Origin of the sequence: Kribbella sp. NBC_00482, from assembly GCF_036013725.1 — a bacterium.
GTDB lineage: Bacteria > Actinomycetota > Actinomycetes > Propionibacteriales > Kribbellaceae > Kribbella.
Genome location: NZ_CP107881.1, coordinates 888406 through 906893, shown reverse-complemented (window position 1 = coordinate 906893; position 18488 = coordinate 888406). Strand labels below are relative to the sequence as shown.

19 protein-coding genes are annotated in these 18488 nt (G+C 68.6%); 10 read left to right on the top strand and 9 right to left on the bottom strand.

What is annotated here, in order from left to right:
- Positions 1 to 23: 23 nt before the first annotated feature.
- Positions 24 to 953 carry a TauD/TfdA dioxygenase family protein gene (locus OHB24_RS04595; RefSeq protein ID WP_327637685.1) on the bottom strand — a complete coding sequence of 310 codons (930 nt, stop codon included), beginning with the start codon at positions 951 to 953 and terminating at the stop codon, positions 24 to 26.
- A gap of 112 nt (positions 954 to 1065) precedes the next feature.
- On the opposite strand from OHB24_RS04595, the gene larE reads away from it, so the two are divergent.
- Together larE and OHB24_RS04585 are read left to right on the top strand one after the other, a co-directional pair.
- Positions 1066 to 2541, top strand: a complete 1476-nt coding sequence (gene larE, locus OHB24_RS04590; protein ID WP_327637684.1) for an ATP-dependent sacrificial sulfur transferase LarE — start codon at positions 1066 to 1068, stop codon at positions 2539 to 2541.
- Between the two features lie 117 nt (positions 2542 to 2658).
- Complete coding sequence (locus tag OHB24_RS04585) at positions 2659 to 3042, top strand: cold-shock protein (protein ID WP_327637683.1); 384 nt, start codon at positions 2659 to 2661, stop codon at positions 3040 to 3042.
- Positions 3043 to 3051: 9 nt separating this feature from the next.
- On the opposite strand, the gene OHB24_RS04580 is transcribed toward OHB24_RS04585, so the two are convergent.
- Positions 3052 to 3786, bottom strand: coding sequence for a TetR/AcrR family transcriptional regulator (locus OHB24_RS04580; RefSeq protein ID WP_327637682.1), 735 nt, complete (start codon positions 3784 to 3786; stop codon positions 3052 to 3054).
- 106 nt (positions 3787 to 3892) lie between these two features.
- Between OHB24_RS04580 and OHB24_RS04575 the strand changes: the two genes are divergently transcribed.
- A complete protein-coding gene (locus OHB24_RS04575) occupies positions 3893 to 5446 on the top strand; it encodes an MFS transporter (RefSeq protein ID WP_327637681.1) in 1554 nt (517 codons plus the stop codon).
- 47 nt (positions 5447 to 5493) lie between these two features.
- Here the strand turns inward: OHB24_RS04575 and OHB24_RS04570 are convergent, their stop codons facing one another.
- Positions 5494 to 7356: an MFS transporter gene (locus OHB24_RS04570; protein WP_327637680.1), complete on the bottom strand. Its 1863-nt coding sequence runs from the start codon at positions 7354 to 7356 to the stop codon at positions 5494 to 5496.
- Between the two features lie 117 nt (positions 7357 to 7473).
- Here OHB24_RS04570 and OHB24_RS04565 point away from each other — a divergent pair, with 117 nt between their 5' ends.
- Positions 7474 to 8256, top strand: coding sequence for a DUF3027 domain-containing protein (locus OHB24_RS04565; RefSeq protein WP_327637679.1), 783 nt, complete (start codon positions 7474 to 7476; stop codon positions 8254 to 8256).
- Between the two features lie 101 nt (positions 8257 to 8357).
- Here the strand turns inward: OHB24_RS04565 and OHB24_RS04560 are convergent, their stop codons facing one another.
- The gene (locus OHB24_RS04560; protein WP_327637678.1) at positions 8358 to 8684 is read right to left on the bottom strand and encodes a DUF2530 domain-containing protein; all 327 of its coding nucleotides are present in this window, start codon (positions 8682 to 8684) and stop codon (positions 8358 to 8360) included.
- A gap of 68 nt (positions 8685 to 8752) precedes the next feature.
- Here OHB24_RS04560 and OHB24_RS04555 point away from each other — a divergent pair, with 68 nt between their 5' ends.
- On the top strand, positions 8753 to 10225 hold the full coding sequence (locus OHB24_RS04555) for an NCS2 family permease (RefSeq protein ID WP_327637677.1): 1473 nt from the start codon (positions 8753 to 8755) through the stop codon (positions 10223 to 10225).
- Positions 10226 to 10231: 6 nt separating this feature from the next.
- On the opposite strand, the gene OHB24_RS04550 is transcribed toward OHB24_RS04555, so the two are convergent.
- Positions 10232 to 10849 (bottom strand): TetR/AcrR family transcriptional regulator, encoded by a 618-nt coding sequence (locus tag OHB24_RS04550; RefSeq protein ID WP_327637676.1) that lies wholly within the window; start codon positions 10847 to 10849, stop codon positions 10232 to 10234.
- A gap of 75 nt (positions 10850 to 10924) precedes the next feature.
- Between OHB24_RS04550 and OHB24_RS04545 the strand changes: the two genes are divergently transcribed.
- Positions 10925 to 11320 carry a Dabb family protein gene (locus OHB24_RS04545; RefSeq protein WP_327637675.1) on the top strand — a complete coding sequence of 132 codons (396 nt, stop codon included), beginning with the start codon at positions 10925 to 10927 and terminating at the stop codon, positions 11318 to 11320.
- Here OHB24_RS04545 and OHB24_RS04540 read toward each other — a convergent pair.
- Positions 11317 to 12390, bottom strand: coding sequence for a hypothetical protein (locus OHB24_RS04540; RefSeq protein ID WP_327637674.1), 1074 nt, complete (start codon positions 12388 to 12390; stop codon positions 11317 to 11319). The genes OHB24_RS04545 and OHB24_RS04540 overlap by 4 nt on opposite strands.
- Before the next feature lie 82 nt (positions 12391 to 12472).
- Here OHB24_RS04540 and OHB24_RS04535 point away from each other — a divergent pair, with 82 nt between their 5' ends.
- Both OHB24_RS04535 and OHB24_RS04530 read left to right on the top strand, forming a co-directional pair.
- Positions 12473 to 12922 (top strand): MarR family winged helix-turn-helix transcriptional regulator, encoded by a 450-nt coding sequence (locus OHB24_RS04535; protein ID WP_327637673.1) that lies wholly within the window; start codon positions 12473 to 12475, stop codon positions 12920 to 12922.
- The gene (locus OHB24_RS04530; RefSeq protein ID WP_327637672.1) at positions 12919 to 14247 is read left to right on the top strand and encodes an MFS transporter; all 1329 of its coding nucleotides are present in this window, start codon (positions 12919 to 12921) and stop codon (positions 14245 to 14247) included. Before OHB24_RS04535 ends, OHB24_RS04530 begins: the two co-directional genes overlap by 4 nt.
- Before the next feature lie 84 nt (positions 14248 to 14331).
- Here OHB24_RS04530 and OHB24_RS04525 read toward each other — a convergent pair whose 3' ends face one another.
- A complete protein-coding gene (locus OHB24_RS04525) occupies positions 14332 to 15006 on the bottom strand; it encodes a DUF4429 domain-containing protein (RefSeq protein WP_327637671.1) in 675 nt (224 codons plus the stop codon).
- A 45-nt stretch (positions 15007 to 15051) separates the two neighbouring features.
- Here OHB24_RS04525 and OHB24_RS04520 point away from each other — a divergent pair, with 45 nt between their 5' ends.
- The gene (locus OHB24_RS04520) at positions 15052 to 16455 is read left to right on the top strand and encodes a mycothione reductase (RefSeq protein WP_327637670.1); all 1404 of its coding nucleotides are present in this window, start codon (positions 15052 to 15054) and stop codon (positions 16453 to 16455) included.
- Here the strand turns inward: OHB24_RS04520 and OHB24_RS04515 are convergent.
- Positions 16438 to 17463: an LLM class flavin-dependent oxidoreductase gene (locus OHB24_RS04515; RefSeq protein ID WP_327637669.1), complete on the bottom strand. Its 1026-nt coding sequence runs from the start codon at positions 17461 to 17463 to the stop codon at positions 16438 to 16440. The genes OHB24_RS04520 and OHB24_RS04515 overlap by 18 nt on opposite strands.
- 26 nt (positions 17464 to 17489) lie before the next feature.
- On the bottom strand, positions 17490 to 17882 hold the full coding sequence (locus tag OHB24_RS04510) for an ATP-binding protein (RefSeq protein ID WP_327637668.1): 393 nt from the start codon (positions 17880 to 17882) through the stop codon (positions 17490 to 17492).
- A 33-nt stretch (positions 17883 to 17915) separates the two neighbouring features.
- Here OHB24_RS04510 and thpR point away from each other — a divergent pair, with 33 nt between their 5' ends.
- Positions 17916 to 18479, top strand: a complete 564-nt coding sequence (gene thpR / locus OHB24_RS04505; RefSeq protein WP_327637667.1) for an RNA 2',3'-cyclic phosphodiesterase — start codon at positions 17916 to 17918, stop codon at positions 18477 to 18479.
- Positions 18480 to 18488 lie beyond the last annotated feature (9 nt).

The following is an 18488-nucleotide window of genomic DNA, read 5'->3' as shown; positions in this document are numbered from 1 at the left end:
TCAAGTGCTCGGACAACGTGTCTTCAGCTGTCAAGTGCGGAGAAGTGCGATGCGTCGCCCGTTCGCGGCGTACTGCGGACGCCGTCCACGCTCACCGGTACGTCGCCGGCGAGCGTGATCCGGTGCAGCCGGCGGGGCTGGTCGTCGTAGTCGGCGACCCCGTAGTGCTGCGTCGCGCGGTTGTCCCAGATCGCCAGGTCGCCCGGCTGCCACTGCCAGCGGACGGTGTTGTCGAGGTTCGTCACCCGGTTCTGCAGAAGCTGGAACAGTGCGGTCGTCTCGGTGCTGCTGAGTCCGACGAACCGGCGGACGAAATGACCGAGTACGAGCGAGCGCTCGCCCGTCTCGGGGTGGATGCGCACCACCGGGTGCTCGGTCTCGAACAGCTTGGAGACGAACTGCTTGCGATGCTCCTCGACCTTCACGTCGACACCGCCGATCCGGCTCTCGTCCTTGTGGCCGGCGTAGTCGTACACATTGCTGTGTACCGCCCACAGCCGGTCGACGAGGGCCTGCAGCGCGACCGGCAGGTTCGCGTACGCCGTCACCGTGTTCGCCCAGGTCGTCGCGCCGCCGTACGCCGGCAGCGTGACCGCGCGGAGGATGCTGATCGCCGGGATCCGGTCGACGAACGTCACGTCGGTGTGCCAGCTGTTCGCCTTGCCGTAGTCGGAGTCGATCGGCAGCACCTCGGTCGTGCCGTCGAGGCTCTTCGAGGTCGGGTGTGCGAGCGTCGGCGTACCGAGGAGCTTCGCGAACGCGAGCTGGCCGGCGTCGTCGAGGTGGTGCTGGTCGCGGAAGAAGATCACCTTGTGGTCGAGCAGGGCCTGCCGGATCGCGGCGACGGTCTCCGGCGCCAGGTCGCCGCCGAGCTCGACGTTGCCGATCACCGCGCCGATCGCCCCGCCGGCCTTGGCGACGGTGATCTCCGGTGCTTCCAGTTGCGTCGTCATGATGACTCCCTCACGGTTGGTTAACATACATAATCCAACTGATTTAGTAGACATAGCGGCCGTTTCGGGATGCGAGATCCGGCAGGCGGGGGAAGCACGTAGGGTTGGGGACGTGTCAACCGCCGAGATCCAGCCTTCCGCCGATACCGCTGACGTTCCGGAGTTGGTCGTCGGCTTCGACCTGGACATGACGCTGATCGACTCGCGGCCGGGGATCCAGGCCGTCTGGGACCTGCTCGCCGCAGAGACCGGCGTGCCGATCGACACCGACCTGGTGGTGAGCCGGCTCGGGCCGCCGCTGACCTGGGAGATGGCGAACTGGTTCCCGCCGGAACAGGTCGACGCGATGGTCGCGCGGTACCGCGAGCACTATCCGTCGTACGCGATCACGGGCAGCCTGCCGCTGCCGGGCGTGGCCGAGTCGCTGGCCGCGATCCGGGCGTTGCGCGGGCGGACGATGGTCGTCTCGGCGAAGTACACCCCGTCGGTCCGACTGCACCTCGAGCACCTCGGCCTGGACGTCGACGAGCCGGTCGGTGACCTGCACGGTGCCGAGAAGGGCACGGCGCTGCGCGAGCACCAGGCCATGATCTATGTCGGCGACCACACTGCCGACATCGACGGAGCGCACGCGGCCGGTGCGGTCGCGGTGTCGGTCGCGACCGGCCCGTTCACCGCGGACGAGTTGCGCGCGTACGGCGCCGACGTCGTGCTGAACGACCTGACCGAGTTCCCCGCCTGGCTCGACGAGTACGTCCTCGAGCAGCGGCTCGAAGCGCTCATGCGGCGACTGTCGTCGTACGACAAGATGGTCGTCGCGTTCAGCGGCGGCGCCGACTCGGCGTTCCTGCTCGCGGCGGCGGCGCGGGCGATCGGCCCGGCGAACGTCGTCGCGGCGACCGCGGTGTCTCCTTCGCTCCCGGACGCGGAGCTCGAGCCGGCCGCGCGGTTCGCGGACATGCTCGGGGTCCGCCACGTCACGCCGCACACGCACGAGATGGAGCGCGAGGGATACCAGGCGAACTCGGGCGCCCGGTGCTACTTCTGCAAGGCCGAGCTGGTCGAGACGCTGCAGCCGATCGCGGACGAGTTCGGGATCACCGCGATCGCGACCGGGACGAACGCGGACGACGCGATCGCCGGCTTCCGGCCGGGGATCCGGGCCGCCTTCGAGCGCGGCGCGCTGACGCCGCTGAAGGACGCGCGGCTGACCAAGGCGCAGATCCGTACGGCGTCGCGCAGCTGGGGTCTCGAGACCTCGGACAAGCCGGCCGCGGCGTGCCTGTCGAGCCGGATCGCGTACGGCATCCGCATCACCCCGAACCTGCTCGCGCGCGTCGATCGCGCCGAGCAGACGGTCCGCTCGCGGCTGGCGTCGTACGGCGTCCAGAACGTGCGGGTCCGGGACCTCGGGGAGAGCGCCTCGATCGAGATCGACGCCGCCCTGCTGGACCAGGTGGATCACGAGTCGCTGGTGAATGCGGTCATGGCCGAAGGGTTCCCGGCGGCGCGCGTGGACCCGCGCGGATTCCGGTCCGGATCGATGAACGAACGGTTGCCGGAGCCGGAGAAGTACCGGAACTTGTAAGGGGTGCGGGAAGTCTGCTCGATCAGGTAGTTTCCCGGAGGCGCCGCCGCGCCGGTTCACGTACGCTGGGTTTCAGTCGCGCTGGACTACTGCGCTTGTTTTAAAGAGAGGTCTCCCGTGCCCGTTGGCAAGGTGAAGTGGTATGACTCCGAGAAGGGGTTCGGATTCCTCAGCAAGGAGGAGGGTGGGGACGTCTACGTCCGCGCCGAGGCCTTGCCGTCGGGTGTCACCAACCTGAAGCCGGGCCAGAAGGTCGAGTTCGGTGTCGTCGAGGGACGCAAGGGCGAGCAGGCTCTGCAGGTCCGGCTGATCGACCCGCCGCCCTCGGTGGCGAAGGCGATGCGGCCCAAGCCCGACGATATGCAGGTCGTCATCGAGGACCTGATCAAACTCCTCGACCGCCTCGGCGAGGGTTACCGCCGCGGCCGCCAGCCCGACAACAAGTCCGCCCGCCAGGTCGCCACCGTCCTCCGCGGCGTTGCCGACAAACTCGACGTCTGACCCACCCGGTCAGCGCGTCGCGCGGGTGATGCGGGTGTGGATGCCGTCCAGGACGGTGTTCAGGCCGAAGGTGAATTCGGCGACGTCGAAGTCGCCGGCGTAGCCCTCGTCGAGCGGTTGCTCGAGGGTGGCCGCGATCCCGGGGAAACGGTCCGGGGTCGCGAGCATCGTCAGGCGCTCGGTGTAGAGCCGGTCGGCCACGCGGACCTCGTCCGGTTCGGTGAGCATGTTCGCGGTGAGTTGCGCCGTACCGCGGACGTAGATGTTCACCAGCAGCATCGCGGACAACCGGTCCTGCGGTGAGAGCGGCGTACCGTCGAACGCGTCCAGCCCGGACTCCATCCAGGCCAGCTGGTTCGGTGACAGCGGCGGCTCCTGGATCGGGATCTGCAGGATCCACGGGTGCCGGCGCAGCCCGTCGCGGAACGCCTCGGCCCAGGCGGTGATCCGGCCGCGCCAATCGAGCTCCGGGTCCAGGACCGGCGGCTCGGCGAAGGCGTGCTCGAGCATCACGACGTACAGGTCGTCCTTGGCGTCGACGTACCGGTAGAGCGACATCGTGGTGAAGCCGAGCTCGGCCGCCACCTTGCTCATCGAGACCGCGGCCAGCCCGCCCGCGTCGGCCAGCTTGATCGCGGCCCGCGCGATGTCACTGATGTGGAACGCCGGCTTCGGCCCCGGGCGACTCCGCCCCTCGATCCCCCAGAGCTGCTGCAACACCCGCGGCAGTTCGTTCTCGTCCATGGTCACCACCTTACCCCTATCTGTTTACAGCATAGACAGTCCTGTGTATGGTCTGTGTATGGCGCACACAGTGTGCGGCGTAGACAGATAACTTCGGAGGGGTGTCATGGGTTCGACAGAACGGGCGGGACGCAAGGAGTGGATCGCGCTCGGAGTGCTGGCGCTGCCGCTGCTGCTGGTCTCGATGGACGTGTCGGTGCTGTACTTCGCGGTTCCGTTCATCAGCGCCGACCTCGGCGTGAACGCGACCGAGCAGCTGTGGATCTTCGACATCTACGGCTTCGTGCTGGCCGGCCTGCTGATCACCATGGGCTCGCTCGGCGACCGGATCGGCCGCCGCCGGCTGCTGCTGTTCGGCGCGATCGGGTTCGGGGTCGCCTCGATCGCGGCGGCGTACGCGCAGAACCCGGAGCAGCTGATCGCGGCCCGCGCCCTGCTCGGGATCGGCGGCGCGACCCTGATGCCGTCGACCCTGGCGCTGATCCGGAACATGTTCCACGACCCGAAGCAGCGGTCGAAGGCGATCGCGTTCTGGAGCGCGGTGATGATGGGCGGGATCACCCTCGGTCCGGTGCTCGGCGGGTTCATGCTGGAGCACTTCTGGTGGGGTTCGGTGTTCCTGATCAACACCCCGGCGATGGTTCTGCTGCTCGTTCTCGCGCCGGTGCTGCTGCCCGAGTTCAAGGCTCCGGTGCGCGGGCGGTTCGACCTGCTGGGTTCGGTGCTGTCGCTGGCCGCCGTACTGCCGGTGATCTGGGGGATCAAGGAGTTGGCCGCTCATGGTGCAGCGGCCCTGCCGGTGGTGGCGATCGTGGCCGGGCTGGTGTTCGGGGTGCTGTTCGTTCAGCGGCAGCGGACCGCGGCGCACCCGATGGTCGACCTGTCGATGTTCCGGAACCGCGCGTTCAGCGGATCGCTGGCGGCGAACACCATCGGGACCCTGGCGCTGGTGGGCAACGCGGTGTTCCTGACTCAGTACCTGCAGCTGGTGCACGGTCTGAGCCCGCTGAAGGCGGCGCTGTGGTCGCTGGCCCCGTCGGTGCTGGTCGGTGGCGCGGCGCCGTTGGCCACCGCGCTCGCCGGGAAGCTGGACCGCGCATACGTGATCGGTGGAGCGTTCGTCCTCGCGGCTTCGGGGTACGGCGTACTCACCCAGGTGCACGTCGACTCGTCGCTGGTGGTGCCGCTCGCCGGTGCCGGTCTGCTGGCCGCCGGTCTGGTGATGGTGATGACTCTGGTGACCGAGGCCGTCGTCGGTTCGGTTGCTCCGGAGCGCGCCGGCTCGGCGTCCGCGGTGATGGAGACTTGCGCGGAGTTCGGCGGGGCCCTCGGGATCGCGGTCCTGGGATCGATCGGTACTGCGGTCTACCGCGCCGACGTCCCGTCCAACCTGCCGGCTGGTGTCGCGGCCCCGGTCCGCGAGGGTCTGCCCGCGGCGACTGCCGCAGCCGCCCAGCTGCCCGCGCAGTTGGCCGACACCGTCCTGGCCACTGCCCGCCACGCCTTCACCCACAGCATGAACGTCGTCGCCCTGGTCGGCGCGATCCTCCTGCTCGCCACCGCGGTAGCCACCACCCTCACCCTCCGCGGCACCACCCACACCACCGCTCCCACCGAGGAGCCCGCCGCAGAGGAGGCTGACTTAGCCCCCGCAGTCTGAACCGCAAAGGAGCGGCGGCCGAGTGGCCGCCGCTTTCTTGTGCCTACTCAGCGGGGTGGGTGGCGTGGGGCGTCGCCGCCGGGGCGGCGTTTGAAGGGGTGGTTCCGGTCGCGTTCGACGGTTGGTTCTTCGGACCAGGGCGCCGTGTTCTCGCCGGTGTTCTCGTCGTCGTCGGTCTGACCGCTCCACCAGCGGCCCATGGGTTGATCGGGCGGCGGCTTCTGATCCCCGGAGCGCCACTCGACAGTGGGCTCGTCGGGAGAACTCGAACGGCGCTGGCGGTTCGCCCGCTGCTCGGCGACGCTGAGGATCGTCCGCGTGGTGCTTTCCGGGTGCTCGTCGCTCGTCGGATGCTGGTGCTCCGTCGGGTGTCCGTGCGGTGCGTGGTCGGTGCGGGGCCCACCGAGGCCGCCGGGGCGCAGCGGGCCTTGGGCCGGGCGGCTGGTCGGGCGCATCCGCAGTACGAGGAAAACGACGATCAGCAGGACGCCTGCGAGGAACCCGAACCCGAGTCGCGGGATCAGCGGCAGCACGATCCCGCAGCCACCGCCGAGCACCCAGGCGAGCTGCAGCACCGTCTCCGATCGCGCGAACACCGACGTACGCACGGATTCCGGGACGTCGCGCTGGATCATCGCGTCCAGCGACAGCTTGCCGAGTGAGCTGCACAGACCCGCGACCAGGCCGAGCGCTATGAGGATCGGCAGGCCGTACAGGATCGCGACCGCGACCGCCACGGTCGCGTCCGCGAGCAGCACCACGAGCACGACCGCTTCCGGTTTTCGTGCCCTGAGCAACGATCCGAGGAGGGTGCCGAGGGTGTTCCCGATCCCGGCCGCGGCGATCACCGCGCCGGCCGCGACGGCGCCCTTGACCCCGCTGATCGGCTGGTCGCGGAGCAGGAACGCCAGGTACATGGTGAGGAACCCGGACACGAACCGCAGTCCCAGGTTGCACCGGATCCCGCGGGCCACCGCGGCGGTGATCGCGCGGCGACGTGCGTCCCGTCCCGCCGTACCCGTCACTTCTTCGTCGGCGGGGGAGTCGACTGCCGACGGCAGCCGGATCGCGAGCACCAGGCCGACGATGTACACGAGTGCTGCCCAACGCAGCGACCACTGCGGCCCGATCGCGGCGAACCCGCCGGCGATCCCGGCGCCGATGGTCGCACCGGCGACACCCGCCAGCGAGATCCGGGAGTTCGCCGTCACGAGCGTGATCTGTTTGGGGAGCAGCCGCGGTACGGCGGAGGCGCGTGTCACGCCGTACGCCTTGGATGCGACCAGGCAGCCGAGGGCGGCCGGGTACAGCCAGGCGGATCCTTGGCCGGAGATCGACGACGCGAGGCTCCAGACCAGGAACGCGCGGGCGCCGAGGGTCGCGCCGATCGCCCAGCGGCGACCGTGCCGGAACCGGTCGAGGATCGGGCCGATCAGCGGCGCCATCAACGCGAACGGCGCCATCGTCAGCAGGAGGAACAGCGCGACCCGGTCGCGCGCCTGGTCGCTCGGCACGGTGAAGAACACCGTTCCTGCCAGCGAGACTGCGAACGCTGTGTCACCTGCCGCGTTCACTGCGCCCAGCTCGATCAGGCGCGACAGTCCTGATTCGCCGGCGCCTTGAGCGCTGGTCAGGCCGCGGATCCGGCGGCCGGTTGCCCGGCCGACCTTCCCGCTGACCTCGGCGGCCTTCTTGGAGGCCGAAGCAACCCCTTCGGCGCCGACCTTCGAGGCGTGGCCCACCTTCTTGCCGGCGGTCCCCACCCGATCCCGGGCCTCGCTGAACCGCTCACCCGCAGACTTCCCGGGCGCAGCCTCCGGCTTCCCGGGCCGGGCGTCCGCGCGCGGTGTTCCGGCAGCGGGATCGCTGTCGCGGTTGCCGCCGGGGACGTTCGGGTCGCGGGGTTGCATGAAACCATCCTGCCTCGTACCGGGGACAGACGGCAGACACCGCGCTCGCGGGTACTGGATCGCGGGTGGGTGACGGCGGTTCGGCGTACGGCGAGTGGCGTGCGAGAATGGGCGATTGTGACTCCCGTCAAAAGCCCCGAACCGGTACGTGCGAAGTCCGACGCCGTCTGCGTCGCGGCGGTCGAACCGGCCCGCGAGGCCGCGATCGCCGAGGCCGGCGCCGCGCAGGTCGGGGAGCACCTCGGTCATCTGGTCGAGGGCGAGCGCCTCGTCACCCACTACTTCGCCTCCACCCACCCCGGGTACCTCGGGTGGCGCTGGGCCGTCACGCTGACCCGTGCGTCGCGTGCCAAGACAGTCACGGTCAACGAGGTCGTGATGCTGCCCGGCGGCGAGGCCGTCGTCGCACCCGAGTGGGTTCCGTGGTCGGAGCGCGTCCAGCCCGGCGATCTCCGTCCCGGCGACCTGTTCCCGACGCACGCCGACGACCCGCGCCTCGAGCCCGGGTTCACCGACACCGCCGACGCGCCGGAGGACGTGCTCACGGTGGTCGAGGAGCTCGGCCTCGGTCGCGAGCGCGTGCTCTCGCCGTTCGGGCGTGAGGATGCTGCCGAGCGCTGGTACGGCGGGGAGTTCGGCCCGACGTCCGCGATCGCCCAGGCCGTCCCGTACAAGTGCTTCTCGTGCGGCTACTGGATCCGCCTCGCCGACAGCCTCGGCCAGGCCTTCGGCGTCTGCGCCAACGAGATGGCCCCCGGCGAGGCCCGCGTCGTCGCCTACGACTACGGCTGCGGCGCCCACTCCGACGCCACCATCGACCTCGCCGAACCCCCCACCCCCGACCACGCCTTCGACACCACCGGCTACGACACCCTCGAACTAACCCCCACCGAGGACTGAACGCCGGCGACAAGTCGTGGCTGTGAACACCCCGCGGTGGCTGTGAACAGGCAATTACCTGTTCAACGGCCCCGAAGGGGGTGCTCAGGACCCAGTGCGGGTCAGTCTTCGGTGGCGGGGCGGTGGCCTGCCTGGATGGCGGTCCAGCGGTGTTTGCAGTACCAGAGGCCTATGAGGCCTAGGCCGAAGCCGGCTACCGGGACCCAGAGCCACCAGTCGAGGCCGTCGGCCTCGAGGCGGTTGCGGAAGAAGAAGAGTACGACGCCGGAGACGGCCCAGATGGCGATGCCGGTGATCACGCTCGGGATGCCGGACAGGTCGAGCGGCTTGACCTCGGCGTGCACCAGTTCGCCGCGGGCGAGTTGGCTGGTCGGGTCGGTGCGCTTCTTGTCCGCGCGCTCCTTGGCCGGCTCCTGCTCCTCCGTCACATCACTACCTTAGCTTCAGTTGCGATTAGTACTCGCAACTCCCCGGTAGGAACTGGCACGATGCCGTCATGAGCTCGCCCCAGGCCGCGACGGCCCGCTCCGGTTCCGGTCCTCTGGACTCGTTCTTCAAGATCAGTCAGCGCGGATCCACGCTCGGCCGGGAGGTCCGCGGCGGGCTGGTCACGTTCTTCACGATGGCCTACATCGTGGTCCTGAACCCGCTGATCATCGGCACCGTCAAGGACGGCACCGGCCAGTTCGTCGGCGGCGGTACCGACCCGGCGGCGGCGATCGCGAAGATCGCGGTCGCGACGGCGCTGGTCGCGGGGATCGTCACGATCCTGATGGGCCTGGTCGCGAACTTCCCGCTCGCGCTCGCCGCCGGCCTCGGCCTGAACGCGTTCATCGCGTTCTCGATCGCGACCAAGATGACCTGGGCGGACGCGATGGGCCTGGTGGTCATCGAGGGCCTGATCATCCTGATCCTGGTGCTCACCGGCTTCCGGAAAGCGGTGTTCGAGGCCGTACCACTGCAGCTGAAGGTCGCGATCAGCGTCGGCATCGGCCTGTTCATCGCGTTCATCGGCGTCGTCGACGCGGGCTTCGTACGGCGTCCCGCGGCGCTCAGCGGCCCGCCCGTCGAACTCGGTGTCGGCGGCAACCTCCGCGGCTGGCCGGTCCTGGTGTTCGTGGTCGGCCTGATCCTGATCGTCACGCTGTACGCCCGGAAGGTGAAGGGCGCGATCCTGATCGGCATCCTGGCCGCGACCGTCCTGGCGATCGTCATCGAGTCGATCGCGAACATCGGCGCCCGGACCGACAAGAACCCCGGCGGCTGGGGCCTGAGCGTGCCGAAACTGCCGGACCAGTGGTTCACGAAACCGAACCTGGACACGGTCGGCGAGTTCAACCTGTTCGGCTCGTTCGACAAGGTCGGGGTGGTGTCGGCGCTGCTGCTGATCTTCACGCTGATGCTCGCCGACTTCTTCGACACGATGGGCACGATGACCGCGATCGGCGCCGAGGCCGGCCTGAACGACAAGAACGGCATCCCGCCGAACTCGCAGCGGATCCTGATCGTGGACAGTGTCGCGGCCGCCGCCGGTGGCGCCGCGTCCGTCTCGAGCAACACGTCGTACATCGAATCGGCCTCGGGTGTCGGTGAAGGGGCGCGGACCGGGCTGGCGAGTGTGGTGACCGGGATCTGCTTCCTGATCTCGATGGTGGTCGCGCCGCTGGTCACGCTGGTCCCGTACGAGGCGGCGACGCCGGCGCTGATCCTGGTCGGGTTCCTGATGATGACGCAGGTGAAGGGCATCGACTTCGACGACATCGAGGTCGCGTTCCCGGCGTTCCTGACGATCGTCCTGATGCCGTTCACGTACTCGATCTCGGCCGGTATCGGCGCCGGTTTCGTCTCGTTCGTGATCCTCAAGACCGTCCGTGGCAAGGCGCGCCAGGTGCACCCGCTGATGTGGGTCGTCGCGGCCCTGTTCGTCGTCTACTTCGCGATCGGCCCCCTGAGCGACTGGCTGACCTGAGCTGAGTCATTGATTGCCGAAGGCACGCAGAAACGTCTGTACGGCGTTCTGCGTGACCGCGGCGAGTTCCTTCGCCGGGATCTTCCGCGTGCCGAGGCGGGACCGGGCGTCGAAGGGCGCGGTCAGTAGCGCGCCGAACTGTTCGGCCGCGACGGCCGGGTCCGTGATGCGCAGTCGGCCGGCCAGCGCGAGCCGGGCCAGCCGGTCGGCGAGGGCGTCGTTGACCTTGTCCGTCGCGCGTTCCCGCACGATGTCCTGGAGCTCCGGCATGCTCGCGAGCTCGGCGTGCAGCAGCCGCCGCAGCGCCCACGACTTCTCGTCGCAGTAGCACTCGGCGAGCTTCCGGCCTACCTCGGTCAGCGCCTCCTCCGGATCGCGGTCCGGGCGCAGCGACTCTACCGCCGCCAGGTTGCGGGCGAGCGCATCGTCCGCGAGCGCGCTGACGGCTGCCCGGAACAGCGACTGCTTGTCGCCGAAGTGGTTGTAGATGGTGTGCTTCGCGACCCCGGCGGTGGCGGCGACCGTGTCAACGCTCGCGGTCCGGTACCCGTCCCGGGCGAAGACCGTGAAGGCCGCGTCGAGGATCGCCTGGCGCTTGTCGATACGTCCGCGGGTCGCTGTCACCTGGTCAGGGTAGCTTGCTGAACTTCGGCGTACGTTAGAATGCACTGATCAGTGCAGTTTCAAGGAGGAGAGCAGATGATCGTCAATGTGTTGCGGATCCGGTTCAAGGACGGCGTGAGCGTGCAGGAGCAGGAGGAGGTGCTGGCCGTGATGCGCCGGACCGCCTCGCTGAACTCGGTCGCGTTCGGTGCTGTCGGCAAGGACTTCGGCAATCCCGCCGACGGCTTCACGCACTCGTACCTGGCGGCGATCCCGGATCTCGACGCGCTCGAGCGGTACATGCACGACCCGGTGCACCTCAGCGGCGACGACCTGATCCTCGACAAGCTCGAGAAGATGAGCGCCGTCCGCTTCAGCGACGACGGCGACCCGGAGATCGGCAAGGCGGTCTACGACGTGGCCACCCGCAAGATGGAGCAATACCCGGAGTGGGCCCAGCGGATCGACGAGCTGTTCGGGGAGAACGTCTAGGTGGTACGCCGGAGTTCGAGGTACTCGGCGCGGGCGGTGAAGAGTTCGCGGAGTTCGTTGCTGACGTGGTCGAGGAACTCCGTGCGGTACGTCGAGTCCGTGAGCAGCGCGATCGAGTAGTAGAGCCCGGTGAAGTTCGCGATGCCGACGGCGACCTTGATCAGGGAGGCGCTGAGGACGAGCGGATGGTTCAGCAGCTTGACGTGGTACGACCACGAGCCGGCGTCGACGCCCCACTGCTGGTAGATGTGTTCGCTGATCGCGAGCATGCCGAAGGCAACGAAGAACAGGCCGACGCCGGCACTCACCACGAGCACCTGCATCCATTGGCGGATCACCAGGCTGACGCTGACGTTGTAGCGCTGGCTCTTGCTGAGGGGCGGGCCGGAGCCCGCAGTGCGCTCGATCGAGTCCACCTCCAGCGGCAACCGGATCAGCAGGAACACCGTGCTCAGCAGGGCGAAGGCGATCACGGAGAAGACGAGGAAAGCGGCAGGCATCCAGGCGAACACCTGCCACATGTCCGCCGTCATGAACAGCACCAGCGAGAAGACCAGTAGGAGCGGCAATGCCCGGACGAAGCTGGCGACCGAGTTGGCCAGCTCGCGTGCCAGCTGGCGCATCCCCCAGACGACGGTGGCGATGAAGCCGTAGCCGACCACGACGTACACCACTCCGACCAGCAGTAAGTTGCCGAAGGCGACGCCGAAGAACTGCTTGACCTGCCCTTGCGTGACCACCGGGAGCAAGGCCGGCAGGAACACGAACACCATCAGCTCCGGAATCCCGAAGCGGGTCGGCAACGACCTGAATGGTCGCCGGCGCATCCCGTTGAGCAGGCCGAACCCGAGGACCAATGCCAGCAGTCCGCCGAGCGCGGCCAGCAGGTTCTGCCACCAGTCCCATTCGAGGGAGGTGGCGCCGAGCATCTCGGCCAGGAACACCAGCACCAGCAGCGGCGCCGCCCGCGTGAAGATGTCGTGCGTCGGCGAGAAGTCCTCGATGAACAGCGGCAGCCCCGCCCGCCGGAACCTCTGCTCGTACCGCTCCAGGTCGGCCGTCGTCCCCATGACGGGGAACTCTATCGCGTGGGAATACCAGCTGGCGGTCCGGTGTTTTTAGTTAGCAAAGGTAATGAGTTAAGGTAAAGACATGCCCGAAGTCGTAGCGCAGCAGGTGAAGAGTGATGTCGGGCTGGCGAGTGCCCTGCGGTCGTCGACCCTGCGGCTGTCCCGGCAGATCCGCCGGCAGCGCGAGCCCGGTCACGACCTCACCGCGAACCAGCTCAGCGTGCTCGGCGCGCTGTCCAAGCACGAGGCGATGACGATCGGCGAGCTGGCCGCCCACGAGCAGGTGAAGCCGCCGTCGATGACGCGGATCGTGACGAACATGGAGGAGGCGGGCCTGCTGCTCCGCCGCCCGCATCCGACCGACAAGCGGCAGATCGTCGTCGAGCTGACCGACCGCGCCGACGAGCTGATCCTGGCGAACCGCCGGCGCCGCGACGAATGGCTGCAGACCAAGCTGAAGCAACTGACCCCCGAGGAGCGCGACATCCTGCGCAAGGCAGCACCTGTTCTCGAACGACTGGCGGCTCGATGAGCCCCACCTTCCGCGCGTTCAAGGTCCGGAACTTCCGGCTCTACGCCTCGGGCGCGATCATCTCCAACGTCGGCACCTGGATGCAGCGGGTCGCCCAGGACTGGCTGGTCCTGGAGCTGACCCATTCAGGTACGGCGCTCGGCATCGTCACCGGCCTCCAGTTCCTGCCCGCGCTCCTGCTCGGCCCGTACGCCGGTCTGGTCGCCGACCGCTTCCCGAAGCGGACCGTGCTGACGCTCACCCAGATCGCGATGGCCACCGTCGCCCTGACCCTCGGTGGTCTGACGATCGCCGGCGTCGTGCAGACGTGGCACGTGTACCTGCTGGCCCTCCTGTTCGGTGTCGGTACGGCGTTCGACGCCCCGACCCGGCAGGCCTTCGTGGTCGAGATGGTCGGCCGCGACGAACTCTCGAACGCGGTCGGGCTGAACTCGGCCTCCTTCAACGCGGCCCGGCTGCTCGGCCCGGCGCTGGCCGGCCTGCTGATCAACTGGATCGGCACCGGCCCGGTGATCATGATCAACGGGTTCACGTACGCCGCGGTGATCGTGTCGCTGCGCCTGATGCGCACCGGTGAACTGCACACGCCGAAGGTCGCGGCCCGGGACAAGGGCATGATCCGCGACGGCATGCGCTACCTGTGGCGGCGGCCGGACCTGATGATGGTGCTGGTCGCGGTCTTCTTCGCCGGCACCTTCGGGCTGAACTTCCAGATGACCTCGGCACTGATGGCGACGAGCGCGTTCCACAAGGGCGCGGGGGAGTACGGCATCCTCGGCTCGATCCTCGCGATCGGATCGCTGTCCGGCGCGTTGCTCGCGGCCCGACGGGTCCGGATCCGCGCGCGGCTGGTGATCGGCGCGGCGGTGGCGTTCGGTCTGCTCGAGATCGTGAGCGCGCTGATGCCGACGTACCTGACCTTCGCGCTCGTGCTGCCGCTGGTCGGGCTGACCTCGCTGACCATGCTGACCTCGGCGAACGCGACGATGCAGCTGAGCATCGAGCCGACGATGCGCGGCCGGGTGATGGCGCTGTACATGACGGTCCTGATGGGCGGTACGCCGCTCGGGTCGCCGTTCATCGGCTGGATCGGGCAGGTGATGGGCGCCCGCTGGTCGCTGATCGTCGGCGGCGGTCTCACCGTGCTCGGCACGGTCGGCTCGGTGCTGTACTTCTCCCGCCGTCGCGGCCTGGCGATCCGCCCGCGACTGCTCCCGCGCCCGCACCTCGAGGTCCTGCCCCAGACCGAACTACTCGGCGAGAAGGCAGTCGTCGACGCCGCCACCGACCTCCCGAAGAAGGACGTCGGCCCGCAGGTTGCGTAGAAGCGGACCGGCAAGCAGGCACAACCCCCGGTTGCGGTCCCGACACGTCGTGATGACGGGGGTTCTGCCTGCATAGCGGTTCGCTTAGGGGCGGATTCGGGTCAGTAGGCGGGCGGCGAAGAACAGGGCGTCGGCTTCCGCCGTACGCCGGGTGAGCATCGCGGCCGGATCGCGCCTCGGCTTCGGGCGTACGTCGGGGGTCGCGGCCGTGGCGATCCGGAGGAATCCACGCGCGCCGAGTCCGGCCGCCGGCGCCCATTCCACGTCGACGATGTCTCCGAGCGGCACCGACCACGGATCGCCGAGCGCCTTCTTCTTCCGGCCCGCGGACCGGTGGTATTTGAACGTGAGCTGTCCGTTCGCCATCGCGAGCGTCGCGTCCCGCCCCTCGATCCGGTCCGGCGCGGGCGGCGGCGCGACCATCCACGCGGCGGCGGCCGTCTCCGGTACGTCGCGACGCACGAGGGCCTGACCGACGTCACGGGCGATCTCCTCGGCCGCCTCGTGGTCGACCCCCGGGAAGTCGTAGAGCTCGATCGGCTGCGTCACCGACTGCAGCGGGTCGGCGCCGTCACGGAGCACGAGCCGGAGTCCCGTGTCGGTGAGCTCTACGGCCCGCAGCGCTTCGACGGGCACGATCCGCTCACCCAGGCGAGTTCGGACGAGCGTCCCGCCGTACCGGATCCGGAGAGTACCGATGCCGTCCCAGACGACCGTGCCGTACGTGCTCGTCAGCTCACCACCTGCCACCCGCCCCATCTTTCCTTAGTGGGCGGGTCTTGGTCGTAAGGGTCAGAATGGGGCGTGACCCATTACGACCTCGTGATCATCGGGACCGGCTCCGGTAACACCATCGTCAATCGGCGGTTCGCCGACCAGAAGGTGGCGATCGTCGAGCGCGGTACGTTCGGCGGCACCTGCCTGAACGTCGGGTGCATCCCGACCAAGATGTTCGTGCACGCCGCCGACGTCGCCGCGACCCCGTCGGTGAGTTCGCGGTACGGCGTCGACGAGCAACTGCTCGACGTCCGCTGGACCGACGTCCGGGACCGGATCTTCGGCCGGATCGATCCGATCGCGGAAGGCGGCTCGGAGTACCGGCACCACAACCCGGACAACGCGAACGTCCGCGTGTACGACGGGACCGGCCGGTTCACCGGGTTCAAGGAGCTGACCGTCGACGGCAAGGACGGGTCGACGAGCGTGTTCAGCGCGGACCGGTTCGTGATCGCCACCGGCAGCCGGCCGATCGTGCCGCCGATCCCGGGCCTCGAGGAGATCGGGTACCACACGTCGAACACGATCATGCGGCTCGAGGAGCTGCCGCGCCGGCTCGCGATCATCGGCGGCGGGTTCGTCGCGGCCGAGTTCGCGCACGTGTTCGGGTCGTTCGGGGTCGAGGTGACGATCGTCGCCCGGTCGAACGAGCTGCTCCGGCTCGAGGACGGCGAGATCGCCGCGCGCTACACGGAGATCGCGCGGGACAAGTACGACGTACGGCTCAACCACGAGACCGTGCGGGTCGAGCGACGGGACGACGGCTCGATCCTGCTCGGGATGCTGAACCCGGACGGCGCCGACGAACTGATCGTCGACGAACTCCTGGTCGCGGCCGGCCGGGAGCCCAACTCGGACCTGCTGAACCTGGCCGCGACCGGGGTCGACGTGGACCGCGAGGGTCGCGTGGTCGTGGATGCGTACCAGCAGACCAGCGTCGACGGCATCTACGCGCTCGGCGACGTGACGAGTCCGCTGCAGCTGAAGCACGTCGCGAACCACGAGGCCCGGGTGGTGAAGCACAACCTGCTGAACCCGGACGACCGGATCGAGGCCGACCACCGCTTCGTCCCGCACGCGGTGTTCAGCGCGCCGCAGATCGCGTCCGTCGGCCTCACCGAGGAGCAGGCGCAGGAACGCGGAATCCCTTATGTGAAAGCGGTCCAGGAGTACGCCGACATCGCGTACGGCTGGGCGATGGAGGACACCACCGGGTTCGCGAAAGTCCTCGCCGACCCGGAGAGCGGGCAGATCATCGGCTGCCACGTGATCGGCCCGCAGGCGCCGAGCGTGATCCAGCCGGTGATCCAGGCGATGAGCTTCGGGCTGGACGCGTACACGATGGCGCGCGGCCAGTACTGGATCCACCCGGCCATGCCCGAACTGATCGAGAACGCCCTGCTGAAGTTGGACCTAGACCCGAAACGCTGAGATCACGTCGGCGACCGTGTCGAGGGTGTCGAGGTCGGGGAGGCTGATCATCACCTCGGCGACCCCGGCCTCGGACAGCTCGCGGAACCGCCCGATCTGATCGTCGACGGTGCCGGCGTTCACGGAGGCGGCGTACTTCGCCGGGTTCATGTTCCGCGGACGCAACCGCCGTACGAGCTCGTCCAATTGCTGCGAGTCCTTGCCCACCAGGGTGGTCGACAGATGCGTCAACTCAACCGGCTTGTCGCCCAGGTATCCGGCCGCCTTCCGAACCGCGGCGACATCCCCGAACACATTCACCGCGTCCGCGTATCGCCCGGCCACGCGCAGCGTCCGCGGCCCACTCCCGCCGACGAGCACCGGCAGATGTTCCTGCAACGGACGCGGATAACAAGTGGTGTCCGGTACGTCGAGAACCTTGCCGCGGAACGGTTTGTTGCCAGGTCCCCATAAAACCGGCAACACCTGTAAGGCGTCCTCGAGCAGCGCATAGCGTTCGCTCACCGGCGGAAACGGCCAGCCGTACGCCTTGTGCTCCGCCTCGAACCATGCAAGCCCGACCCCGCACACCGCCCGCCCGCCACTCAGCACGTCGAGCGTCGCCGCGATCTTCCCGAGATGGGCGACGTTCCTGTACGTGATGCCCGAAACCAACGTCCCCAACCGAACGCGATTCGTGCACGCGGCCAGGTACCCGAGCGTCGTCCAGCTCTCCAGGAAGTCCTCCCACGCCCGCCCCACCTGCGGGATCTGCCGGAAGTGATCCATGACGTAGACCGCGTCGAACCCGACCGCCTCGGCCCGCTCCGCCACCTCACGAGTCCACGACGCCAGGCCTTCCCGACCGCCTGGATATCGGCTCAGTTGCAACCCGAACCGCAACCCCACCGGCGCTTCGGATTGCCGCGCGTGCGCCGCGGTCGACTCCACGAAGGCGTTCGGCACCACCCGCACCGCAGTCGGCTGCAGTACGTCGTCGTACCCCTCCGTCGGCAGCTCTTGTTTCACCGAGGTCCATGTCCGCAGCTGCGACGTCAGTACGTCGGCCGGGATCCGCTCGCCGTACGCTCACGGTTCCGCCGTCGGCACTCCTCAGCGGGCGTATCGAAACTCACCGCCACACAGGCCATCCCGGCCTCACGAGCCAGGCCGAGCCATCGCACCCGCTTCTCGCGATCCAGCCCCAAGGTGTCGACGACGGTCGTCAGCTGCCGCCCGATCCGTTGCCGCACCACCTCTTCCAGCAACGCGAACGCATCGGCACTCGCCGCGATGTCGTCCTCACCGGCACCGACCAACGCCCGCAGCCGATCACTCGACACCACCAGGTCAGGCGCGAAGTGCTCCGCAGCCCACGTCGACTTCCCGGACGCCCCCGGACCCACCAGAATCACGAGACACGGCGAGGGCAACTTGAACTCGGACACAAAAGCAGTTTCCACCACCGATACGATTTTCGGATGCGATTGTTCGTGGCTGTAGTGCCACCTCAAGAGGTAGTGGAGGATCTGAGCGAGTTCGTCGAGCCGCGTCGGGACCATCCGGACGACGACATCCGGTGGGCGGCGGACGTGCACTGGCATCTCACGCTGGCGTTTCTCGGCGAGGTGCCGGACTGGAAGACCGAGGAGCTCGAGGAGCGGCTGGAGCTCGCCGCCAAGCGGCAGAAGCCGTTCGAGTTGCAGCTGGCCGGAGCCGGCGCCTTCCCCGGCGTCCCGGACGCCCGGGTGCTGTACGCCGGAGTACGCGACGAGACCGAGTCGCTCAAGCACCTGGCGATGACCACCCGGGCGGCAGCGAGTCGCGCCGGAGTGACCGTCGAGGGAAGGAAATTCACCCCGCACCTGACGCTGGCGCGGTTGCGGCGACCGATCGACGTCACCAGGTGGGTCAGGGTTTTCGACACCTACGAGGGCCCTGTGTGGACGGCGGGCAGCCTGCGGTTGATCGAGTCCCGGCTGGGCGAAGGACCGGGCCAGAGTGCGGCGTACATCACGGTAGGCGAATGGGATTTCTTAGGTTAACCTCAGGAA

Excerpts from the sequence above, each read along its gene's own strand:
- OHB24_RS04595 (WP_327637685.1), bottom strand. The coding sequence starts at position 953 with ATGACGACGCAACTGGAAGCACCGGAGATCACCGTCGCCAAGGCCGGC.
- OHB24_RS04580 (WP_327637682.1), bottom strand. The coding sequence starts at position 3,786 with ATGGACGAGAACGAACTGCCGCGGGTGTTGCAGCAGCTCTGGGGGATC.
- OHB24_RS04575 (WP_327637681.1), top strand. The coding sequence starts at position 3,893 with ATGGGTTCGACAGAACGGGCGGGACGCAAGGAGTGGATCGCGCTCGGA.
- OHB24_RS04570 (WP_327637680.1), bottom strand. The coding sequence starts at position 7,356 with ATGCAACCCCGCGACCCGAACGTCCCCGGCGGCAACCGCGACAGCGAT.
- OHB24_RS04555 (WP_327637677.1), top strand. The coding sequence starts at position 8,753 with ATGAGCTCGCCCCAGGCCGCGACGGCCCGCTCCGGTTCCGGTCCTCTG.
- OHB24_RS04545 (WP_327637675.1), top strand. The coding sequence starts at position 10,925 with ATGATCGTCAATGTGTTGCGGATCCGGTTCAAGGACGGCGTGAGCGTG.
- OHB24_RS04540 (WP_327637674.1), bottom strand. The coding sequence starts at position 12,390 with ATGGGGACGACGGCCGACCTGGAGCGGTACGAGCAGAGGTTCCGGCGG.
- OHB24_RS04535 (WP_327637673.1), top strand. The coding sequence starts at position 12,473 with ATGCCCGAAGTCGTAGCGCAGCAGGTGAAGAGTGATGTCGGGCTGGCG.
- OHB24_RS04530 (WP_327637672.1), top strand. The coding sequence starts at position 12,919 with ATGAGCCCCACCTTCCGCGCGTTCAAGGTCCGGAACTTCCGGCTCTAC.
- OHB24_RS04525 (WP_327637671.1), bottom strand. The coding sequence starts at position 15,006 with ATGGGGCGGGTGGCAGGTGGTGAGCTGACGAGCACGTACGGCACGGTC.
- thpR (WP_327637667.1), top strand. The coding sequence starts at position 17,916 with ATGCGATTGTTCGTGGCTGTAGTGCCACCTCAAGAGGTAGTGGAGGAT.